Genomic DNA, 19,437 nt, shown 5'->3' with positions numbered 1-19,437 from the left:
GGGTAGCTCGGCGCGAATCTCACCAACAGCCCTGCTACTTCCGCGCGTAGATCTGCGCCTGCTCTGGCCAATCGTCCGGCACGATAAAGCCGCGCGAAAGTTCTGCAACAGTACCCGCGCCGTCACTGGCGAACGCCGCGACCATCGTTGGTCCATGCTGATGTGATGTTTGTTCAGCAAGCATCTGCTGATCGACGAAAGCAAACCCTGCGGCCTCCACTTCACTCTCTTTAAGCCGCCGCGGCGCGAGCCATTCCAACCGTGGCAACACACGCCACATTTGCGCATGCGCCTCGGCAAAGTCTGCCCATTCGCTGCGGGTTACCCACCAGCCTCGTCCATGCGACGGATCGAGTTCGACAGGATCAGCCGGCGTCTCGCCCGCACGATAGAACAGCCAGCCTTTGATGAACATCTGCGGCGTCCACGGCCCTGTGTGACCGACCGATGCGAACTCTTCGCGCGCGCTCAACGGCAGTTGATGATTCAGAACATGCGCGAGCTTCAGATCGAAGCGGTCTTTCAGATTCGGGCCGACGTAATCGGCTAAGCGCGCCACCGATTGCGTGGCCGACTGCGCGCGGCTCTCGCCCGCATGCAGATAGCACTTCACCGCCAGCTCCCAATGCAGCCGCGCGCCCTGCTGCGTCTGCACGAGAAAATCGCATTCACCGAGCGTGACGCCCGAGCGCCGCAACGGCACGCCGGCCGCGACCAGCCGCGTCGCCGGCCCGTTTTGCAGGAACCATCCGAGCAACCGCTCGGCGTAGCGGCCAAGACGCGTGATACGCGTCGCGGCGAGATCGCGGTGCAGGTCGGCCGGATCGGCGTCCAGCGCGCGTAACCAGTCGACGGTTGCGTCAGCTTCCTGCGGCGTGTCGAAAGGACTCGCGAGCGCACCAACCGGTGGTTGCGCGCGCAACAAATCGGCGCTCAGCAGCAGCCACGCGAGATCGCGCACGGCCGGTTCGTGCAATGTATCGAGCAACTGTTCGAGGACCGCCGCCGATGTGCCGGGCGCGGCGGCAAAGCGCGCCGCCGGCCCGTTCGCGTCCGTCACTTTGCCGCGTTGGACGGCACGCCGCCCGCAGCGAGCCACGTGTCGCGCGCGAGGCACAGGTCCGCCCAGGCCTTCGCCTTGTCGGGCAGGCTGCGCAGCAGGTACGCCGGGTGATAGGTGACGATAACCGGCACGCCTTCGTATTCGTGCACGCGGCCGCGCAGCGACGAAATGCTGGCTTCGGTCCTGAGCAGACTTTGCGCGGCGAAGCGGCCGAGCGCGACGATCACTTTCGGCTTGACCAGCGTGACCTGGCGTTGCAGATAAGGCTCGCAACGCGCGACTTCGTCCGGCTCAGGATTGCGGTTACCCGGCGGGCGGCACTTGATTACGTTAGCGATATAGACGTTGCTGTCGCGCGCGAGCGTCAGCGAACGCAGCATATTGTCGAGCAGCTTGCCGGCCTGGCCGACGAACGGCTCGCCCAGCCGATCTTCGTTCTCACCCGGCGCTTCGCCGATCAGCATCCAGTCGGCGTTGCGATCGCCGACGCCGAATACCGTGTTCGTGCGTTTCTCGCACAGACGGCAGCGTTCGCAGGCAGCGACCTGCTGGCTCAATGCGTCCCAGTCGAGCGTCTGGATCGATGAGGGCTCGGGCGCGTCGCGGCGCGCTTCAACGGGAGCGTGAGCGTGGGACGGCTGGTCGTCGAACCATGCGAAATCGTCGTCGGGTGGTGCGTCGAACGGCGGTGGCTCGGGTGTACGAGACTGCTGCGGTGGCTGCCGCGTTTCGACAGGCGCCGGCATGGGCCGTGACGAATCGCTTGCACGTGCGGGAGTCTGACGATCGAATCGATCGCGCGTTTCCGCAGGTGGCGGCGCTTGATCCGCGCGTACCGGCGCACGGCGCTCTCCCTGCAGTTGTGCCGAATCGGCTTGTCCAGCTTCGCCGGTTCGCATCGCGGGCCGCGCGACGTCCCGGCCATCCTGAGCGAGCATGGACGACGATGGTTCACTCCCCGTCATCCGCGGATCTTCGCGACGCGCTACCTGATCCGCCAACCCGGCACCGCCCTGCTCGGCAGCGGCTTCGACTACGGGTTCCTGCGCCGCCGACATCCCGCGACGCACCCACAGCGGCGCGAGTCCGAACTCTTCCAGTACCGATTCATGCAGCGCCATCTGCGCCCTCCGTGGCAAACGAGAAACGCATCACGATGGCGTCCTCCCGGCTGCGATGCCGCGCCGGATAATAGTTTTTGCGCCGGCCAATCGACGCAAAGCCAAACCGCTCGTAAAGCCGGATCGCCCGGTGATTCGAGGGCCGCACTTCGAGCAGCAAACCTTCGAGTTTTTCAGCGCGCGTAATGCGCACCGCTTCACGCAGCAGCGCGAGCCCGGCGCCGGCACCTTGCGCAGCGGGCGTCACGCACAAATTGAGCAGATGCATTTCATCGACCACCGGCATCAGCACGCAATAGCCGATCAGCGAGCCCGTTACGTGACGCATGCAGATGCCGAAATAGCCGTTGCGCAGCGAGTCGCCGAAATTGCCGCGGCTCCAGGGGAATTCGTAGGCGATCTTTTCGATAGCCGCGACCTCGTCCAGATCGGCTTCGGTCATCGGCGACATATAGCGATCCGCCAGCAACACCCCGCTCATTGCCGGCCCTCACCTTGATCCGCTTCATGCGCCACCTTGGCAGCCTGTTCGGCCTTGGCGGCTTTTTCAGCGACGCGTTCCGCCGTAGTCTGGGCAACCTTGTCGCGAATGTATTCCGGCGCGGCCTGATCCGCGGGCACGGTGCGGCCGGCGCGAAACGCGCGCAACGCCGCGTGCGCGAGCGGCACAGCATGCGGCAGCGCTTCGCTGTCGACGGTCCGCGCAGCCGCGACGGCGGGCAGCCGCGCGCCGAAGGCCGCAGCAGCATTGCCTGCCAGAGTGAATGGGACGTCGGGCAACACGAGCCGTTCCGGCGCGTCCAGCGAAGCCGCCTGTAGCGTGCGCCATTCGCCAACAGCCGCGTCCCAGGCGTAGTCGGCCCAATAGATTTCGTCCATCCGGGCGTCGAGGGCAGCAAGCACGCGGGTCGCCGACGGATCGCGCAACCGTGCGCTTTCCGCGCAGGCCAGCAGCGTGCTGACCGGCACGACCGGCAGGTTCAAGCCGAACGCGAGGCCTTGAGCGACGCCCGTCGCGGTGCGAAGACCCGTGAATGAGCCGGGGCCGGAGCCGAAGGCGATGGCGTGGCAGTCCGCCAGTTTCAGGCCAGCTTCGTCGAAAAGTTCGCGAATTGCGGGCAAGAGGCGCGTGCTGGAGACTGCGCCGGTTTGCTCGTGGCGCATCCAGATCCGGGGTTCGGCGTTGCCTTGGTCCGCTGTCTGGCTCGCCGCGCCGCCGACGGCGGACAGGAGCGCTACCGAGCAGAATTCGGTCGAGGTATCGAGAGCAAGAAGCACAGTTTGAGTCATGGACCGTATTGTAATCGGCACGGCGCGTGCAGATGCGGTTTTGGGTGTGCCTGCCGGGCGGGCAAGAATGTTTGGAATAAGCCCTCGGCCCCGCTGCCGCATGCAGTTGTTATGATCATCGGCCCAGCCAGAACCAACCCCGCCAGCCGGGCAAAAACCACCATGACAGACATCAACGCGCAATTCGTCCAGGCCCAGGAAGACGCCAAGCAACTGCCCGAGCGTCCGGGCAACCTTACCCTTCTGCGCCTTTATGCCCTCTACAAGCAGGCGATCGACGGCGACGTCCACGGCGACAAACCCGGCTTCACCGATATCGTCGGCAAATACAAGTACGATGCGTGGGCCGCGCTCAAAGGCACCGCGCCGGACGCCGCAAAGCAGCAATACGTCGAACTGATCGAAGCCCTCAAGAGCGGCACCGCCGCCTGAATCTGACCCCGCGGCTAAATCCGTCGCCCGGACTTGGCCGCCGCAGCCCCGCGGGCAAGTCCTTAGGTGTGGCCCAGCAGGCCGGCTCCTTAAGCCCACTCGGGCAGCCGGATGAAAGTTTTCCCCCAGGAAACTTCCTAACAGTGGCGCAGTGCAACAAAACCCTATACAATGCTGCCTGCGCTTCACTGCTTTGCCCGGCTTTCCTCTAGCGGCCTTTGCGGCGCAGCGCCTCGTAGCGTTTAGCTCCAATCCAGTTTAGAACCTGTCCCCTCCTGCCTAGCCCCCTACGGGCGATCATGTCCCAGGCTGGCGGCACGCCGTGTTGGCATGTCGCATCCGATACAGCTTCTAACGAAAAGCTCGCCTTCATTGTCGCGAGCTGCCCCCGTTTTTCGATTTGCTCGCTGCTTCTTTGCTCGCTGAATCCGACGACTTGGGTATGCCGATTGGCGCCGACGTTTTAATTCCCTGTGTACCAAGGATTCTCATGACTTCGAGCAATACCCCCAGCAGCCCGTTGAACGCCATCGCCGATCAAGCTCTCGGTTTCGCCGACGCACCCGCACAAGCCGCAGCTGTTGCTGCCGCTCCGGAAGCTGTCGCCGCAGAAGCCGCAGCGCCGACCGGCCCGTCGTTCGCGTCGCTCGGTCTCTCCGCGGACGTCGTCTCCGCCCTGACCGCCGCTGGTTATCAAAACCCGACTCCGGTTCAGCAACGCGCGATCCCCGCTGGCATCGCCGGCCGCGATCTGATGGTCTCGAGCCCGACCGGTTCGGGCAAGACCGCCGCGTTCATGCTGCCCGCCATCGAACGTTTTTCGCAACTGCAAAAAGCACAAGCCAGCCAGCCGCGTGAAGCGCGTCCGGCTGACGGTGCCCGCACGCGCCGTCCGCAACCCGTTGCCCGTCCGACCATGCTGGTTCTGACGCCGACCCGCGAACTCGCGATGCAGGTCACCACCGCCGCTGCCACGTACGGCAAGCACCTCAAGCGTCTGCGCACCGTCAGCATTCTGGGCGGCGTCGCATACGGTCAACAGTTGATGCTGCTGGCAAAGAACCCGGAAATCCTGGTTGCTACGCCGGGCCGTCTGATCGACCACCTGGAACGCGGCCGTATTGATCTGTCGCAACTGCAGATCCTCGTGCTCGACGAAGCCGACCGCATGCTGGACATGGGCTTCATCGAAGACATCGAAACGATCGTTGCCGCTACGCCGGCTTCGCGTCAAACCATGCTGTTCTCGGCTACGCTCGACGGCAAGATCAGTTCGCTGACCGGCCGCCTGCTGAAGGATCCGGAACGTATCGAGATCGTTCAACGCCTTGAACAACGCACCAACATCGCGCAAACCGTCCACTACGTTGACGACCGCGATCACAAGGATCGTCTGCTCGACCATCTGCTGCGTGACGAAGGCCTCGACCAGGCTATCGTCTTCACGGCAACCAAGATGGACGCTGACCAACTGGCTGGCCGTCTGGCCGACGCCGGTTTCGAATCGGCAGCTCTCCATGGCGACCTGCCGCAAGGCGCACGTAACCGCACGATCAAGGCTCTGCGCGAGCGCCGTGTGCGCGTGCTGGTGGCAACGGACGTCGCCGCTCGCGGTATCGACATCCCGGGCATCACGCACGTGTTCAACTACGACCTGCCGAAGTTCGCTGAAGACTACGTGCACCGTATCGGCCGTACCGGCCGTGCTGGCCGCTCGGGTATCGCAGTGAGCCTCGTGCACCACGCGGAACAAGGCGCGTTGAAGCGCATCGAGCGTTTCGTGCGCACCCCGCTGCCGGTGAATGTCGTCGCAGGCTTCGAGCCGCGCAAGTCGGCTCCGTCGGGCGGTGGCCGTCCTGGCTTTGGCGGCCGTGGCCGTCCGGGCGGTGGCAATGGTGGTGGCCGTCGCTTCGGTAGCGGCAGCGGCGCAGGCAAGCCGGCCGGTAACGGCGGCGGCTCGCGCAGCGGTAGCGGCAATGGTGGCGGCTGGGCCGGCAAGTCGGCTGGCGGCGGTTCGCGTGAAGGCGGCTTCGGCGGCGGTTCACGTGAAGGCGGCTTCGGCGGTGGTTCGCGTGACGGCGGCTACGGCGCACGCCGCAGCGACGGCCCGCGTACGGCGCGTCGCGGCAGCTAAGCAGCGACTGCCCTGGCAGTCACCAGGCAAGCCTATTTACGTGGCTCGTTAAGCGCGTAGGGCGGCCTGAAAAGACACGAACGGCCTCGCGCAGTTCGTCAGTCTGAAAAGAACCGGTGCTCAGGCACCGGTTTTTTTTCGTCCACACTTTGGACACCGGCAAAATTTCACGATGTGGAAAATTTTTTTGCGTCGTAAAAAATCGTGCTGCAAGGCACAACAAGGCCTATTGCAAGATGGGAAAAGACGTTTCTTAATGCGAAACGTGTGACGCAAACAATTGATTTTTAACAAAAATAAATATTAAAAAAACGCTCCTCGGCAGCTATTGCGCGACGGTCGATTTGCCTAGACTCTTATATAAGACTTCACGAAACGAAACGCCTCAACGGGCCAAGCGCTTCGACGAAGAGACAAGAGTCATCTATCCATTACAGGCAACCAAGGAGCACACCATGTCGCGCGAACAACAAGCCAAGCAACTCCAGCAGCAATGGGAAACCGATCCGCGCTGGAAAGGCGTGAAGCGTACGTACACCGCCGAAGACGTGATCCGCCTGCGCGGCTCGCTGCAAGTGGAGCACACGCTTGCCAAGCGCGGCGCGGAAAAGCTGTGGGAAAGCGTCAACAACGAGCCGTTCGTGAACTCGCTCGGCGCGCTGACCGGCAACCAGGCGATGCAACAGGTCAAGGCCGGCCTGAAGGCGATCTACCTGTCGGGCTGGCAAGTGGCGGGCGATGCGAACGTGGCCGGTGAAATGTACCCGGACCAGTCGCTGTACCCGGCGAACTCGGTGCCGCTCGTCGTGAAGCGCATCAACAATACGCTGACGCGCGCTGACCAGATCCAGTGGTCGGAAGGCAAGAACCCGGGCGACGAAGGCTATATCGACTACTTCGCCCCGATCGTGGCCGACGCGGAAGCCGGTTTCGGCGGCGTGCTGAACGCGTTCGAACTCATGAAGGCGATGATCGAAGCGGGCGCCGCAGGCGTGCACTTCGAAGACCAGCTCGCTTCGGTGAAGAAGTGCGGCCACATGGGCGGCAAGGTGCTCGTGCCGACCCGCGAAAACATCGCCAAGCTGACCGCTGCTCGTCTGGCCGCCGACGTCTCCGGCACGTCGACCGTGCTGCTGGCTCGCACCGACGCGGAAGCCGCCGACCTGATCACGTCGGACGTGGATGACAACGACAAGCCGTTCCTGACGGGCGAACGCACGGTAGAAGGTTTCTACCGCACGAAGCCGGGTCTGGAACAGGCAATCTCGCGTGGCCTCGCCTATGCGCCGTACGCCGACATGATCTGGTGTGAAACCGGCAAGCCGGACCTCGAGTTCGCGAAGAAATTCGCCGACGCGATCCACAAGGAATTCCCGGACCAGCTGCTGTCGTACAACTGCTCGCCGTCGTTCAACTGGAAGAAGAACCTGGACGACGCAACCATCGCCAAGTTCCAGCGCGAACTCGGTGCAATGGGCTACAAGTTCCAGTTCATCACGCTGGCCGGCTTCCACGCGCTGAACTACTCGATGTTCAACCTGGCGCACGGCTATGCCCGCAACCAGATGACCGCCTTCGTCGAAATGCAGCAGGCTGAATTCGCTGCGGCCGAAAAGGGCTTCACCGCGGTCAAGCACCAGCGCGAAGTCGGCACCGGCTACTTCGACGCCGTGACGCAAACGGTCGAGCGCGATGCATCGACGACCGCGCTGCACGGTTCGACGGAAGACGAACAGTTCTTCGACAAGAAGGTCGCGTAAGTACCCTGCAGTCTGATCGCGGGAACGGCAAGGCAGACGAAAAAGCGGCTCCGTTAGAGAGCCGCGGTCAGGGAGGAGCAGCCATCAGGGCGGAAGCACGCCGGTCTGCCCTGATGGCTGGAATCTGGGAGAGATGACGGCAGTGGAGAAAAAGTCGGCACAACGCATTGTGCGGCGAGCATCGGACGCGCCGGCCTCATCGCCGGCGCGTTTTTTTTGCTATGCCGGTTTTGCTACGCAGCTTTAGCCCGCGACGGGAATCGCGAACGCGCGCCTCAGCGGTACACGATGACCGGAATCTTCGTATGCGTCAGAACCCTCTGCGTCTCGCTGCCGATCAGCAAACTGCCGAGACCACGCCGTCCATGCGACGCCATGAAAATCACGTCACAGGCGCCCTGCTCCGCGGCTTCGATGATGCCGAGGTACGGCGCCGGATGCACGCTCGTGCGACTGTCGAACGCGACGCCGACGCGGCGCGCGGCCAGTTCCACTTCTCTCAGGTGCACGTGCGCTTCGCGCTCGCTGCGCTGCAGAAACTCGACCGGCGGCTCGATCACTACATCGGAGAACGGCGAGTATGGATATTGCGGCAGACACGCGTAGGCGGTAACGCGAGCACCGACGGCCTGCGCGAGATCGATGGCGCCGTCTATCGCTTTGCGTGACAGGTCTGAACCATCGGTCGGAACCAGGATGTGCCTGAACATGATGCCCTCCGTCGCCGGCTGCGTGCAGCGCGGCGTCAGCGTCCCACGAGGCGCGGCTTGGAAACCGCTTCAATCGATTGTAGGTCGCAGAAACGCGCTCAAGGCCGTCGTGCGGGTCTGTCCGCATATCGAAAACCCGCTGCGCGGATTCGCATAGCAGTCGTGTGTCGCGATTGTGCAGGACGGCATAAGGGGCCGTTGTGCCTGATCAACGGACCGCCGGACCGCAGAGGCAACTCAGCCGCCCTCGCCCCAGTAATCAGGATGGCCGTACGTATGCTTGAGAAAGTCCAGAAACAGCCGGACCCGCAGCGGCAAATGCCGACGCTGCGGAAAAACCGCATGGATGCCGATCGGCGGCGCGGCGAACTCGTCGAGCACGCTCACCAGCCGGCCAGCCGCGATATCCGTGCCGACCTCCCACCACGAGCGCCATGCGAGCCCGTAACCCTCGAGACACCACTCGTGCAGCACGGCGCCGTCCGAGCATTCCATCGTGCCGGACACCTTGATCGACACGACCTTGTCCCCCTGCTGGAACATCCAGCCGCGCTGCTGGTTGGCGCTCGCGCCGAGCGCGAGACAGTTGTGATGCGCGAGATCGGCCAGCGAGTGCGGCGAACCGCGCCGGCTCAGATACGACGGCGAAGCCACGCATACGCGGCGGTTCTCACCGAGCTTGAGCGACACCAGCGACGAATCCGGCAATTCGCCGAGGCGCACGGCGCAGTCGAAGCCCTCGTTGACGAGGTCGACCAGCCGGTCGGACAGGTCGAGCGTAATCGATACATCCGGATGCGCGACGGTGAAGGCCGGCACCAATGGCGCAACATGCCGACGCCCAAACCCGGCCGGCGCCGAAAGCCGCAAATGGCCGCTCGCCTTCACGCCGCCCGCCGACACGCTGGCCTCGGCGTTCTGCATGTCATGGATGACGCGCTGGCAATCCTCGAGAAACGCCGAGCCTTCGAAGGTCAGCGTGATCTTGCGCGTGGTGCGCACCAGCAATTTGACGCCGAGACGCTCTTCGAGCGCATCGATGCGACGGCCGATGATCGCCGGCGCGACGCCCTCGGCGAGCGCCGCGGCGGACAGGCTGCCTTTGGCCGCGACGGTAACGAAAGTCTCGATCTGCTTGAAACGATCCATGGGGAACGGAGCCGCGCGCCTCGAAGGATGTCCCTTTGGGGGCGTTTGTGCAGGAAAGTGGTCGGTGCGCGTCAGATTAGGTGTATGAAAGTAAAAGATCAAGTGATGTTTAGCCTCTTTTTTAGCGTATGGCATCACTAATACAATCCATCCTGACCTCTGATAGGAGTGCACGGCAATGTCGGCCACAACGACACCCTTCCCCAAAGCAGTGATTTTCGACGCGTACGGCACGCTTTTCGACGTGCATTCGGTGATCGCTGCCGCGGAGCAGATGTTCCCGGGCCACGGCGACGCGCTCTCGCAGTTGTGGCGCCAGAAACAGATCGAATACACGCAGCTGCGCACGCTCGCCGATCCGGCCGGTGCGCCCGGTGCACATTACCGGCCGTTCTGGGACATCACGCTCGACGCCTTGCGCTTCGCCGCCAAGAAACTGCATCTCACGCTGGGCCGTGCGGCAGAGAAGCGTCTGATGGACGAATATGCTTGTCTGTCCGCTTTTCCCGATGCCGTCCCCGCGCTGCGCCAGTTGCGCGACGCGCCTTCAGCGTCGTCCGGATCCGCATCCGCGCCTGCTGGCGCCAAAGCCGGGGCAGGCGCGAGTTCAACAAGGCCCGGTCTCGCGATCCTCTCGAACGGCAATCCGCAAATGCTCGACATCGCCGTGAAGAGCGCCGGCATGACGCGCCTGTTCGACCATGTCCTGTCCGTCGACACAGTACGCGCCTACAAACCCTCGCCCCTGGCCTACACACTCGGCACGCAAGCCTTCAACGCTGAACCGCGCGAGATCGTCTTCGTGTCGTCGAACGGCTGGGACGTGGCAGGCGCGGGCTGGTTCGGCTTCACAACTTTCTGGCTTAACCGGCAAAACGCACCAGCCGAAGAACTGGGCGTCACGCCGCATGGCGCGGGCGGAGGCATGAACGATCTGCTCGCTTTTCTGAAGTCCCTCGCGTCGCCCGGCCGCAATGGCGGCACGGGCAGCACCGGCAATCCCGCTGGCAGCCGCACACGCCACAGCCCTGGCGCATGACAGCTACCACCTCGATCCCGGGACGCAATTCAACCGCATCTCAACATTTGCACCTTTGCAATCTGACCGACCAAGGAGAAACCATGGCGAATCCGCTGTCATCGCAATCATCGCTGTCGCTGCCGCAGGGCATGGAAATCACGGCTGAGATCAAGCCGGGCTACGAAGCAATTCTCACCCGCGAAGCGCTCGAACTCGTCGCCGCGCTGCACCGCACGTTCGAACCGCGCCGCCAGCAACTGCTGCAGGCGCGTGTGGAACGCACCAAACGTCTCGACGCCGGCGAGCGCCCCGACTTCCTCGCGGAAACGAAAAGCGTGCGCGAAGGCGACTGGAAGATCGCGCCGCTGCCGCAGGATCTGCAATGCCGCCGCGTGGAAATCACCGGACCGGTCGAGCGCAAGATGATCATCAACGCGCTGAATTCGGGCGCGGATTCGTACATGACCGACTTCGAAGATTCGAATGCGCCGAGCTGGGACAACCAGATTACCGGTCATACCAATCTGAAGGACGCGGTGCGCCGCACGATTTCGCTTGAACAGAACGGCAAGTCGTACACGCTGAACGACAAGATCGCTACGTTGATCGTGCGTCCGCGCGGCTGGCATCTGGACGAAAAGCATGTGACCGTGGACGGCAAGCGCGTCTCCGGCGGCATCTTCGATTTCGCGCTCTTCATGGTTCACAACGCGAAGGAACAGGTTGCGCGCGGCACGGCGCCCTACTTCTATCTGCCGAAGATGGAGAGCCATCTGGAAGCGCGTCTGTGGAACGACATCTTCCTCGCCGCACAGGAAGCCGTCGGCGTGCCGCGCGGCACGATTCGCGCGACCGTGCTGATCGAGACGATCGTCGCCGCGTTCGAAATGGACGAGATCCTGTACGAGCTGCGCGAACACAGCTCGGGTCTGAACGCCGGCCGTTGGGACTACATCTTCTCGGCGATCAAGAAGTTCAAGAACGACCGCGATTTCTGTCTCGCTGACCGCTCGCAGATCACGATGACCTCGCCGTTCATGCGTGCGTACGCGTTGCTGTTGCTGAAGACCTGCCATCGCCGCAACGCGCCGGCAATCGGCGGCATGAGCGCGCTGATTCCGATCAAGAACGATCCGGCCGCCAACGACAAGGCCATGGGTGGTGTGCGCTCGGACAAGGCGCGCGATGCCGGCGACGGTTACGACGGTGGCTGGGTCGCGCATCCGGGCCTTGTGCCGATCGCGATGGAAGAATTCGTCAAGGTGCTCGGCGACAAGCCGAATCAGATCGGCAAGCAACGCGACGACGTGCTCGTCACGGCCGCCGACCTGACGGACTTCCGCCCGGAAGCGCCGATCACCGAAGGCGGTTTGCGCAACAACATCAACGTCGGCATTCACTACCTGGGTTCGTGGCTCGCGGGCAATGGCTGCGTGCCGATTCACAACCTGATGGAGGACGCCGCCACCGCCGAGATCTCGCGCTCGCAAGTGTGGCAATGGATTCGCTCGCCGAAGGGCAAGCTCGAAGATGGCCGCAAGGTCACGGCCGAGCTGGTGCGCGAGTTGTCGGCACAGGAGCTCGACAAGGTGAAGCAGGCAGTCGGCGGCGATACGAAGCCGTACGATCGCGCTGCACAAATCTTCGAAGAGATGTCGACGTCGGAGCAGTTCACCGACTTCCTGACGCTGCCGCTGTACGAGGAAATCTGAGGCATCTGAAACGCCTCATGCATGAGCCTGATTTACCAGCAATAACGACGTCGTACCAGGCCCGCTTTCACCAGCCACGCAAGACGAAAGAGCGGCCTGGGTCGCAAGGCTGACCGACCGCGCGGCCCGACAGGTGTATACCTGCCGGGCCGTTTTTTTATGTGCTCGGNTGTGCTCGTTGTGCTCGTTGTGCTCGTTGTGCTCGTTGTGCTCGTTGTGCTCGTTGTGCTCGTTGTGCTCGTGCTATGCGCTCGCGATGTGCGCGTCACGCATTAGTTACGCCGCGGCGCGCTCGCCGTGGGCCAGCCATACAACCTATCAGCGCGTGCTGCGGTACTCAACCCAGTCGCCCGACCTGATTTCCGGAAGGCCCTTCGCCGCTTGAGGCGCGACCGGATAGAAGCGGCAATTCACGACGTTACCGTCAACTTTCACCATCACTTCCCGCGCGAGGAATCGATCTTCGACACCGGGATACACGGCTTCGATCTCGTCGAGCACCGCAACCAGTTCATCGTCGATTTCGTAGACGTCGCCCGTGACGTCCACGCCCGCTTCGTCGACCACGAGGCCCGGGTACAGGCCGAAGTCGAATAGATGGCCGCGCACTGTGGCCGTGCCGAGCAGATTCGGTGCGGCAATCTCGTTGCGCGCCGCAGCCTCTCTAAGATCGTTCACTTCACCGGCTCGCAACGTGCCGTATACAAAAACGGTCTGCATCGTCGTTTGTTCTCCTTGATGATGAGTTCGGCTCGCCCCGGCTGTTGCCAAGGGTTCAGTTCAGCGGCGCGCTCGCCACCAGCACGCCGTCGATATCCACATAGATCCATTCGCCCGGACGTACCAGCGCGCCCGGCAATTGCACCGGCACGTCGCGCTCGCCTGTGCCGAGCTTCTTGCCACGCCGTGGGCAGGTCGTCAGCGCCGCGACGCCGACATTGACTTCATTGAGCTCCAGCGCGTCGCGCACGCAGCCGTTCAGCACGATGCCCGCCCAGCCATTCTGTTCGGCGATTTGCGCGAGGTTGCCGCCCACCAGGGCGCAACGCAGACTGCCACCGCCGTCGACGACCAGCACCCGGCCGGCGCCCTTCTCCTCGAGCGTGGCACGCACGAGCGCGTTGTCTTCGAACACCTTTAGCGTGACCGCCTCGCCGCTGAAACACTCGGCACGGCTGAAGAGATGAAAGACCGGTTCGAGCACGCGCAGTGTGCCCAGCGCCAGTTGGTCCTCGTGTGCGTCGCACAAGTCGGCGGTTGCAAAACTCATGACCTTCTCCTCGGGATCCGTGCAATCGGGACATTATGCAACGTTGACTCCGACGTAACACCTACAATGAGAGGCTCGCGGTGGTTTTGAGTCTGGGCCTTTGGGTCTTGCTTGGCCCGCGCGCTCAGGTCCGCGCTTGATGGCTCTATGCGTGAGCGCTCCCTGCTTGCGGGTTGCGCGCATACCTCCACTGCGTTTTTTGCGTTCCATCCATTGGATCGATCTTCAAGATGAATTCGCCCACTGACTCAGCCCTGTCGAGCCAGGTCCACTTCGCCGACATCCCGCCCGAATTCCAGCCGACACAAACGCACCCGATCCGCGTGCGCTCGCGGCTGATGCCTTCGGGCTGGCGTATCGCGCGACACACGCATGCGTGGGCGCAGGTGGCCTATGCATCGCGCGGCGTGCTGCGGGTTGCGACGACCGGCACGACGTGGATGGTGCCGCCATCCCGGGCGATCTGGGTGCCGCCGCACGTGACACACGAAGTGGTCGCAGTCGAAGATGCATTTCTGCGCACGCTCTACATCACCGAAAGCACGGTTCCGGCCGGACTGGATACGCCGCGCGTGGTCGAAGTATCGGATCTGCTACGCGAAGTCATCGCCGCGCTCGACACGCCTGGCATTTCAGCGACGCGCGAACAATTGCTAGGCGCGCTCGCGCTCGACGAGCTAACGCGTTCGGAGCCGCTGCCGTTGTCCGTGCCGATGCCGAACGAAAAGCGTTTGCGCGCATTGTGCGAAGCCGTGATCGCGGACCCGACGCACGGCGAATCGCTCGAACAATGGGCATCGAGCGTGGGAGCGAGTACGCGCACGATTGCGCGGCTGTTTCGTCAGGAGTTGGGCGTGAGCTTTTCGCAATGGCGTCAGCAGGCCATTCTCGCGCGCGCGATTCCGCTGTTGAGCCAGGGGCGGCCGCTTTCACATGTGGCGCAAGAGCTTGGCTATCAGAGTCAGAGTGCGTTCTCGGCCATGTTCCGGCGAGCATTCGGCGAAAGCCCACGAGCGTTCATCGAGCGTGGCGCTGAACATCGTGTAGAGAGTGGAGATCGCGGCGATAGCGAGGCGGACGAAGAGACCGCGCAAAAGTGACGGCGTAAAGCGTAACCGGCAGCCACTCGCCGCAGTGCGTCAAACGCGCCGCGCCAGATGACGGATCGCCCCGAGTTGCGCCAGACGCGGCCCCGCCAGCTTGTACCCCTTGCGTTGGTACAGCCGCGCGGCAGGATTGTCGACGAACACGCGCAACTGCAACTCGCGCAGCCCGCGCTCGCGCGCCCATTGATGCGACATATCGAGCAGATACGTGCCGGCGCCTAGGCGCCGATGCCCTTCGGCAATCTGCACGTCGCGGATATGTAGCGAATCGCCTTCCTGGGTGATGCGCAGCACACCGATCGGCGCGCCGCCCACTTCGAGAATGAAATTCTCCGACTCGCGCCAACTGCCGAGAAACAGATCGCCACGCCACACCAGATGGTGCCGACGATAGTAGCCGCCCATGTTATTGCGAGTCAGCGCCTCGGCGAACTCGAAATCGTCCATGCTGGCCGGGCGCAGATGAAACGGTGACGGAGCTTCGGTTGGATCGAACATGGTGGAACGACGAAGATGAGTCGGGTCAACGGTAAAACAGGCTGCGCGCGCTGGCAATGGCTGTTTGTCCCGAGCATACCCGGACGATACCCAGGCGAACCGGCTGCGGAAATAAAAAAAGCCCACTTCTTTCGAAGTGGGCTTCTTAAAATCTGGCGGAGCGGACGGGACTCGAACCCGCGACCCCCGGCGTGACAGGCCGGTATTCTAACCAACTGAACTACCGCTCCAGATTTTTGCACCGTGGCAAATGAGCTTGGCTCATTTACCACTTGCACCGCTCATACTGCTAACCGAGCGACGCCTATGTTGCTGGCGTCCCCTAGGGGATTCGAACCCCTGTACTCACCGTGAAAGGGTGATGTCCTAGGCCTCTAGACGAAGGGGACAACGTACTGCTTACACCTTTAATGAAAAAGCCCGTTCAGGTTTGTATGAACGGGCTTTGTCTGGCGGAGTGGACGGGACTCGAACCCGCGACCCCCGGCGTGACAGGCCGGTATTCTAACCAACTGAACTACCACTCCAGTTTGCCTATCATGACTTGCGAGCGTTGGTTTTTTCTCTGCAAGCTGCGCTGCTTTACTACTACCAAGCGACGCTGATGTTTGGCGTCCCCTAGGGGATTCGAACCCCTGTACTCACCGTGAAAGGGTGATGTCCTAGGCCTCTAGACGAAGGGGACATAATCTTTTCAGATTTGTCTTTATCTTGCTGCTAATTCACGCTAACTTCGTTTTCGTCAGCAGCAAAGACCGATATTCTAACTACGTTACAGCTGTTTGTGAAGTCTTTTTTGCTACAAGCTCCAGACTTCGGAACGACTTCACTCTGCTCTGATAGGGGTAAGCGGGATCGAAAAATTCCCTGCAGACCTACGCCACCAAAGGCTCTCGTGAATCACGAGCCCCATCGGGTACGACTTGGGGTACATGATCTACGATTCGACGCTTTCCAACAACATCTCGCTCTGAAACACCCTCTTGCAACTTGTCCCGGAAGTCACAGCAGCGAAGAACGCAATTATACGCAGCTACCTTTTCACCGCGCAAGAATTTTCTTTCACCGCTCTATCCGACATCCAGACGGCCTTCGGATGCCTATGCACCCGAAGCACCTAGCCCATGTGTGCCAAGTGCAAAAGCCGCTATCAACAGAAGATCGCCGAGACGCGAACACAACCATATCAAGATTGAGAGAGGCCGCCATGCCGACCTTCGCCGGGTTGTACTGCATCCGTGATGCCGGGTCGCGGTACAGATTCCATCGTCGTCCGCTCCGGAAGCTCTTGTCGTGCGAGGCAATCGACCAATAACCCCGAAATGAAGATGAGAATCATTCTCATTCCTTGACGGACTTCCTACGTTGCCCTATTCTGCTTATCAAGCTTCAAGCCCGCGTATCCACGCAAGAAAATAGAGATACCGCCGAAAGAATTCGCAATGCTAGCGGTTCGCGAACCCTTTCACGCATGCAATTCAACCACTCTAGAAACCTATTCCTTTGGCATAGGTAATTTGGATTACTAACGAGGAAAATATGAGCTGGGGCGACGAAAATACCGTTTATGACGTAGTCGTGAATCACGAAGAACAATATTCAATTTGGCCTACTTACAAAAACTTGCCGGCTGGCTGGAACACCGCGGGCAAGCAGGGCACCAAAGCCGAATGCCTCGCATATATCGACGAAGTGTGGGTCGACATGCGCCCGCTCAGCCTGCGCCAGGCGATGGACGCTCCGGCTGAAACCGCGAGTGCAGCCCCCGTCGGCGCGGCGACACACTAATGTACTAACGCACTAACGCACCTTCCATGCAGCCGATCACATTGTTTTGCCTGCCGTATGCGGGCGGGGCGGCGGCCGTCTATCGGGAATGGCCACAAGCGGCACCGTCGTGGCTACGGATCGCGCCATTGCATTTACCTGGCCGCGGCGTGCGTCTCGACGAGGCGTTGTTGCCGGAGTGGGAGCGTCTGATCGACCGACTGGTCGCCGACGTGCGCTCACAGCCCGATCGCCCTTTCGCATTGTTCGGACACAGCCTCGGCGCGCTGCTCGCATTCGAGTTAGCTCACGCGCTGTGTCAGCGGACCGGTGTCGAGCCTTGCTGGCTCGGCGTGTCCGGCTGTCCCGCGCCGGCGCATCACGTGGCTAGAACGGATTGGCTGGTGTGCCCGGAGCAGGATGTGCTCGACGAATTGAAGGCGTTCGGTCAGACCTCGGCGGAGTTGCTGGCGAATCGTGAATTTGTCGAACTGATCGTGCCGGTAGTGCGCAACGATTTCCATCTGTATGGCACGTGGCGCGCGCCGCGCCCCGGCACACGGAATCCGCTTGATTGTCCGATCCACGCATTCGGCGGCAGTCGCGACGACGTCACGCAAGATGCGCTCAAGCTCGATGCGTGGCGCGACGAGAGCCGCGGCGCCTTCGATCGCTCGATTTTCGACGGCGGCCATTTTTTTATCGACAGTCATCGCGCCGAACTGATCGACGCGATCGCTGTTTCGTTGCGGCATGCCACGTTGGAGCAGACGCACGCAGACCTGCAATCTATCGGCTAACGCGGCCGTCAGCGGTACGCGCAGCGCGTTACCTGCTCGCTGCGCTCATAGCCGCCCTGTTCAATGCAATGGAGTCGCTTTCCCATGAACCCAACCGCCTTCCCCGCCCTGTTCGATTTCGCCGCGCAGCATCCGCAGCGTGAAACTTTTCTGTCGCTGCTACGCGAATTCGCAGCGTGCGATCCATTCCGCAGCGCATCGGTGGATGAACTGGTGCTGGACGACGATTTCTACCGGCGACCGCTGCGGCCGGAAGACTTCAACTTTCTCCAGTACCAGAAACCCGTACGCGCCGACAACGTCAGCCGGTTGCCGTCGCTCGCCACGAACCGCACGCTGTTGACGCTAAACGAGCTCGACATCGCCCGCGCACCGGGCCGCAGTCTCGACCAGCAACAGCGTTGTGCTTCGTTTTACGCCGACAAACAGCGCATCATCGGCGCACAGATCCGCCCTTACCTGGAAGCGTACGCATTCGACTATCTGGGCGATCAGGCGCAACCCGGCGAAACCCGCGCAACGCTCAGCACACGTCTCACCGCAACCCTGAATGACGAACTGCAGTTCTGGAGCACACGCTTCGACAGACTGCTGCAGCGCGACTTCCTCGAAGAAGGCTTGCGCTTCATCGTCATTCAGCGCTGGGCGACGCTGCCGTCGCGCCGTACCGCACTGGCACGGGCTGCCGGCTCCAACTATTTCGACTGGCTCGATCCCGAACTTCGCCCGAGTCTATCGAGCCAGCTGCCGGACGACGCAACCTTCGCGCGCATTGCCGGCATGTGCGGCGTCACGCGCCAGACCCATTCGTACTGGCAGTTCTATCTGCCGACCACGCTGGCCCGCTGCAATCTGCTCTACGCACTCGGCTCGCGGCCGGACCGCGCATTCGCGCTCGCCGGCGCGGCGTTCGTTGCCGAGGCCGAGCATCTCGCCTTTGGCGGTGCGCTGCTCAAAGCCTGTGCCCACATCGCGCCCGGCGCCGCCGCAGGCGCTAGTGTCGAGACGTTGCGCGCGGACCTGCAAACACGCTTCGAACGCACGATCGACACGCTTATCGCGCGGCACGGCGAGCAGGCATTGCACCAGTTCGCGCAGGGCGTGGCCGGCGCGCAATTGCTGGCGCAGCGCGCACGCTGGGACCTCGGCGAACAACTGGACTGGCTATCGTCGATTGAAACGTATTGCGAGTACGCACGCCGGATCTACGACAAGATCGAGATCGATTTTCCGGACATCGACCGCGACACGTTCATCGAACCTCATGAACTCTGCTCGACCACTCACGTGCACAACGAACATCGGCTGGTCGTGATCGAAAGCGGCGACATGCTGTTCTGGGGCAACCTCGGCATGAAGCTTTCGATGCATCCCGGCGACATGGTGCTGATTCCCGACGGGCGTCTGCACGGCTCGACAGTCGAGTCCGATTCGTGCACGTATCACCAGCCGATCATTCCGGACGAGTGGATCGCCGAACTCACCGATCCATCGACTGCGGGCAGCGCCGCCGTCACAACGGCAACCACCTGACGCACATCGGCCGGCGGGACTCGGGCCGCACCTGAATCCCGCCCACGCCGTTCACTCAAGGCTCGATCACA

18 protein-coding genes and 4 tRNA genes are annotated in these 19,437 nt (G+C 62.3%); 9 read left to right on the top strand and 13 right to left on the bottom strand.

Going from position 1 to position 19,437, the window contains the following annotated elements; translation table 11 throughout:
* Window positions 1-34 precede the first annotated feature (34 nt).
* Genes M0D68_RS07265 through tsaB form a run of 4 tightly spaced genes read right to left on the bottom strand, consistent with a single transcriptional unit; the run spans window position 35 to window position 3,474 of the window.
* Complete coding sequence (locus M0D68_RS07265) at window positions 35-1,060, bottom strand: DUF1853 family protein (RefSeq protein WP_266224092.1); 1,026 nt, start codon at window positions 1,058-1,060, stop codon at window positions 35-37.
* The gene (locus M0D68_RS07260; RefSeq protein WP_093633353.1) at window positions 1,057-2,184 is read right to left on the bottom strand and encodes a uracil-DNA glycosylase; all 1,128 of its coding nucleotides are present in this window, start codon (window positions 2,182-2,184) and stop codon (window positions 1,057-1,059) included. The genes M0D68_RS07265 and M0D68_RS07260 overlap by 4 nt, the downstream gene beginning before the upstream one ends.
* Window positions 2,171-2,665, bottom strand: coding sequence for a ribosomal protein S18-alanine N-acetyltransferase (rimI, locus tag M0D68_RS07255; RefSeq protein ID WP_093633354.1), 495 nt, complete (start codon window positions 2,663-2,665; stop codon window positions 2,171-2,173). Before rimI ends, M0D68_RS07260 begins: the two co-directional genes overlap by 14 nt.
* Window positions 2,662-3,474, bottom strand: a complete 813-nt coding sequence (gene tsaB / locus M0D68_RS07250) for a tRNA (adenosine(37)-N6)-threonylcarbamoyltransferase complex dimerization subunit type 1 TsaB (protein WP_200617917.1) — start codon at window positions 3,472-3,474, stop codon at window positions 2,662-2,664. The genes rimI and tsaB overlap by 4 nt, the downstream gene beginning before the upstream one ends.
* Before the next feature lie 162 nt (window positions 3,475-3,636).
* Here tsaB and M0D68_RS07245 point away from each other — a divergent pair, with 162 nt between their 5' ends.
* The 3 genes from M0D68_RS07245 (at window position 3,637) to aceA (ending at window position 7,800) form a co-directional block, all read left to right on the top strand.
* Window positions 3,637-3,906, top strand: a complete 270-nt coding sequence (locus M0D68_RS07245) for an acyl-CoA-binding protein (protein ID WP_054041059.1) — start codon at window positions 3,637-3,639, stop codon at window positions 3,904-3,906.
* A 490-nt stretch (window positions 3,907-4,396) separates the two neighbouring features.
* Window positions 4,397-6,040: a DEAD/DEAH box helicase gene (locus tag M0D68_RS07240; protein ID WP_200652053.1), complete on the top strand. Its 1,644-nt coding sequence runs from the start codon at window positions 4,397-4,399 to the stop codon at window positions 6,038-6,040.
* A gap of 455 nt (window positions 6,041-6,495) precedes the next feature.
* Complete coding sequence (gene aceA / locus M0D68_RS07235) at window positions 6,496-7,800, top strand: isocitrate lyase (RefSeq protein ID WP_054041024.1); 1,305 nt, start codon at window positions 6,496-6,498, stop codon at window positions 7,798-7,800.
* 275 nt (window positions 7,801-8,075) lie between these two features.
* On the opposite strand, the gene M0D68_RS07230 is transcribed toward aceA, so the two are convergent.
* Window positions 8,076-8,510 (bottom strand): universal stress protein, encoded by a 435-nt coding sequence (locus tag M0D68_RS07230; RefSeq protein ID WP_175053195.1) that lies wholly within the window; start codon window positions 8,508-8,510, stop codon window positions 8,076-8,078.
* A gap of 237 nt (window positions 8,511-8,747) precedes the next feature.
* The gene (locus M0D68_RS07225; RefSeq protein ID WP_200617916.1) at window positions 8,748-9,659 is read right to left on the bottom strand and encodes a LysR family transcriptional regulator; all 912 of its coding nucleotides are present in this window, start codon (window positions 9,657-9,659) and stop codon (window positions 8,748-8,750) included.
* 178 nt (window positions 9,660-9,837) lie between these two features.
* Between M0D68_RS07225 and M0D68_RS07220 the strand changes: the two genes are divergently transcribed.
* Together M0D68_RS07220 and aceB are read left to right on the top strand one after the other, a co-directional pair.
* Window positions 9,838-10,698: a (S)-2-haloacid dehalogenase gene (locus M0D68_RS07220; protein WP_266224091.1), complete on the top strand. Its 861-nt coding sequence runs from the start codon at window positions 9,838-9,840 to the stop codon at window positions 10,696-10,698.
* Window positions 10,699-10,781: 83 nt separating this feature from the next.
* Entirely contained in the window at window positions 10,782-12,392 is a 1,611-nt protein-coding gene (gene aceB, locus M0D68_RS07215) for a malate synthase A (RefSeq protein WP_266224090.1), read from the top strand.
* 318 nt (window positions 12,393-12,710) lie between these two features.
* On the opposite strand, the gene M0D68_RS07210 is transcribed toward aceB, so the two are convergent.
* Window positions 12,711-13,112: a gamma-glutamylcyclotransferase gene (locus M0D68_RS07210; RefSeq protein ID WP_093633361.1), complete on the bottom strand. Its 402-nt coding sequence runs from the start codon at window positions 13,110-13,112 to the stop codon at window positions 12,711-12,713.
* 55 nt (window positions 13,113-13,167) lie between these two features.
* On the bottom strand, window positions 13,168-13,662 hold the full coding sequence (gene rraA / locus M0D68_RS07205) for a ribonuclease E activity regulator RraA (RefSeq protein ID WP_093633362.1): 495 nt from the start codon (window positions 13,660-13,662) through the stop codon (window positions 13,168-13,170).
* Between the two features lie 230 nt (window positions 13,663-13,892).
* On the opposite strand from rraA, the gene M0D68_RS07200 reads away from it, so the two are divergent.
* Window positions 13,893-14,762 carry a helix-turn-helix domain-containing protein gene (locus M0D68_RS07200; protein WP_266224089.1) on the top strand — a complete coding sequence of 290 codons (870 nt, stop codon included), beginning with the start codon at window positions 13,893-13,895 and terminating at the stop codon, window positions 14,760-14,762.
* Between the two features lie 39 nt (window positions 14,763-14,801).
* Here M0D68_RS07200 and M0D68_RS07195 read toward each other — a convergent pair whose 3' ends face one another.
* The 5 genes from M0D68_RS07195 to M0D68_RS07175 all read right to left on the bottom strand — a co-directional run bounded on the left by M0D68_RS07195 (window position 14,802) and on the right by M0D68_RS07175 (window position 15,951).
* Window positions 14,802-15,266, bottom strand: coding sequence for a GNAT family N-acetyltransferase (locus M0D68_RS07195; protein ID WP_211701174.1), 465 nt, complete (start codon window positions 15,264-15,266; stop codon window positions 14,802-14,804).
* A 153-nt stretch (window positions 15,267-15,419) separates the two neighbouring features.
* A tRNA-Asp gene (locus M0D68_RS07190) sits at window positions 15,420-15,496 on the bottom strand.
* Window positions 15,497-15,579: 83 nt separating this feature from the next.
* Window positions 15,580-15,655: transfer RNA gene (locus tag M0D68_RS07185), tRNA-Glu, on the bottom strand.
* 61 nt (window positions 15,656-15,716) lie between these two features.
* Window positions 15,717-15,793, bottom strand: a tRNA-Asp gene (locus tag M0D68_RS07180).
* Between the two features lie 82 nt (window positions 15,794-15,875).
* Window positions 15,876-15,951: transfer RNA gene (locus M0D68_RS07175), tRNA-Glu, on the bottom strand.
* A gap of 854 nt (window positions 15,952-16,805) precedes the next feature.
* Here M0D68_RS07175 and M0D68_RS07170 point away from each other — a divergent pair.
* The 3 genes from M0D68_RS07170 to M0D68_RS07160 all read left to right on the top strand — a co-directional run bounded on the left by M0D68_RS07170 (window position 16,806) and on the right by M0D68_RS07160 (window position 19,366).
* Entirely contained in the window at window positions 16,806-17,054 is a 249-nt protein-coding gene (locus tag M0D68_RS07170; protein WP_093633364.1) for an MbtH family NRPS accessory protein, read from the top strand.
* A 26-nt stretch (window positions 17,055-17,080) separates the two neighbouring features.
* Window positions 17,081-17,833 (top strand): thioesterase II family protein, encoded by a 753-nt coding sequence (locus tag M0D68_RS07165; protein WP_266224088.1) that lies wholly within the window; start codon window positions 17,081-17,083, stop codon window positions 17,831-17,833.
* Between the two features lie 84 nt (window positions 17,834-17,917).
* A complete protein-coding gene (locus M0D68_RS07160) occupies window positions 17,918-19,366 on the top strand; it encodes a peptide synthetase (RefSeq protein WP_266224087.1) in 1,449 nt (482 codons plus the stop codon).
* Window positions 19,367-19,437 lie beyond the last annotated feature (71 nt).

Origin of the sequence: Paraburkholderia sp. SEWSISQ10-3 4 (assembly GCF_030464785.1) — a bacterium.
GTDB lineage: Bacteria > Pseudomonadota > Gammaproteobacteria > Burkholderiales > Burkholderiaceae > Paraburkholderia > Paraburkholderia aspalathi.
This window is presented reverse-complemented; position numbering and strand designations above follow the sequence as displayed.

What these genes read in the sequence shown, in the direction of transcription:
- M0D68_RS07260 (WP_093633353.1), bottom strand. Translation starts at nt 2,184, where the DNA reads ATGGCGCTGCATGAATCGGTACTGGAAGAGTTCGGACTCGCGCCGCTG.
- rimI (WP_093633354.1), bottom strand. Translation starts at nt 2,665, where the DNA reads ATGAGCGGGGTGTTGCTGGCGGATCGCTATATGTCGCCGATGACCGAA.
- tsaB (WP_200617917.1), bottom strand. Translation starts at nt 3,474, where the DNA reads ATGACTCAAACTGTGCTTCTTGCTCTCGATACCTCGACCGAATTCTGC.
- M0D68_RS07245 (WP_054041059.1), top strand. Translation starts at nt 3,637, where the DNA reads ATGACAGACATCAACGCGCAATTCGTCCAGGCCCAGGAAGACGCCAAG.
- M0D68_RS07240 (WP_200652053.1), top strand. Translation starts at nt 4,397, where the DNA reads ATGACTTCGAGCAATACCCCCAGCAGCCCGTTGAACGCCATCGCCGAT.
- aceA (WP_054041024.1), top strand. Translation starts at nt 6,496, where the DNA reads ATGTCGCGCGAACAACAAGCCAAGCAACTCCAGCAGCAATGGGAAACC.
- M0D68_RS07230 (WP_175053195.1), bottom strand. Translation starts at nt 8,510, where the DNA reads ATGTTCAGGCACATCCTGGTTCCGACCGATGGTTCAGACCTGTCACGC.
- M0D68_RS07225 (WP_200617916.1), bottom strand. Translation starts at nt 9,659, where the DNA reads ATGGATCGTTTCAAGCAGATCGAGACTTTCGTTACCGTCGCGGCCAAA.
- M0D68_RS07220 (WP_266224091.1), top strand. Translation starts at nt 9,838, where the DNA reads ATGTCGGCCACAACGACACCCTTCCCCAAAGCAGTGATTTTCGACGCG.
- aceB (WP_266224090.1), top strand. Translation starts at nt 10,782, where the DNA reads ATGGCGAATCCGCTGTCATCGCAATCATCGCTGTCGCTGCCGCAGGGC.
- M0D68_RS07210 (WP_093633361.1), bottom strand. Translation starts at nt 13,112, where the DNA reads ATGCAGACCGTTTTTGTATACGGCACGTTGCGAGCCGGTGAAGTGAAC.
- rraA (WP_093633362.1), bottom strand. Translation starts at nt 13,662, where the DNA reads ATGAGTTTTGCAACCGCCGACTTGTGCGACGCACACGAGGACCAACTG.
- M0D68_RS07200 (WP_266224089.1), top strand. Translation starts at nt 13,893, where the DNA reads ATGAATTCGCCCACTGACTCAGCCCTGTCGAGCCAGGTCCACTTCGCC.
- M0D68_RS07195 (WP_211701174.1), bottom strand. Translation starts at nt 15,266, where the DNA reads ATGTTCGATCCAACCGAAGCTCCGTCACCGTTTCATCTGCGCCCGGCC.
- M0D68_RS07170 (WP_093633364.1), top strand. Translation starts at nt 16,806, where the DNA reads ATGAGCTGGGGCGACGAAAATACCGTTTATGACGTAGTCGTGAATCAC.
- M0D68_RS07165 (WP_266224088.1), top strand. Translation starts at nt 17,081, where the DNA reads ATGCAGCCGATCACATTGTTTTGCCTGCCGTATGCGGGCGGGGCGGCG.
- M0D68_RS07160 (WP_266224087.1), top strand. Translation starts at nt 17,918, where the DNA reads ATGAACCCAACCGCCTTCCCCGCCCTGTTCGATTTCGCCGCGCAGCAT.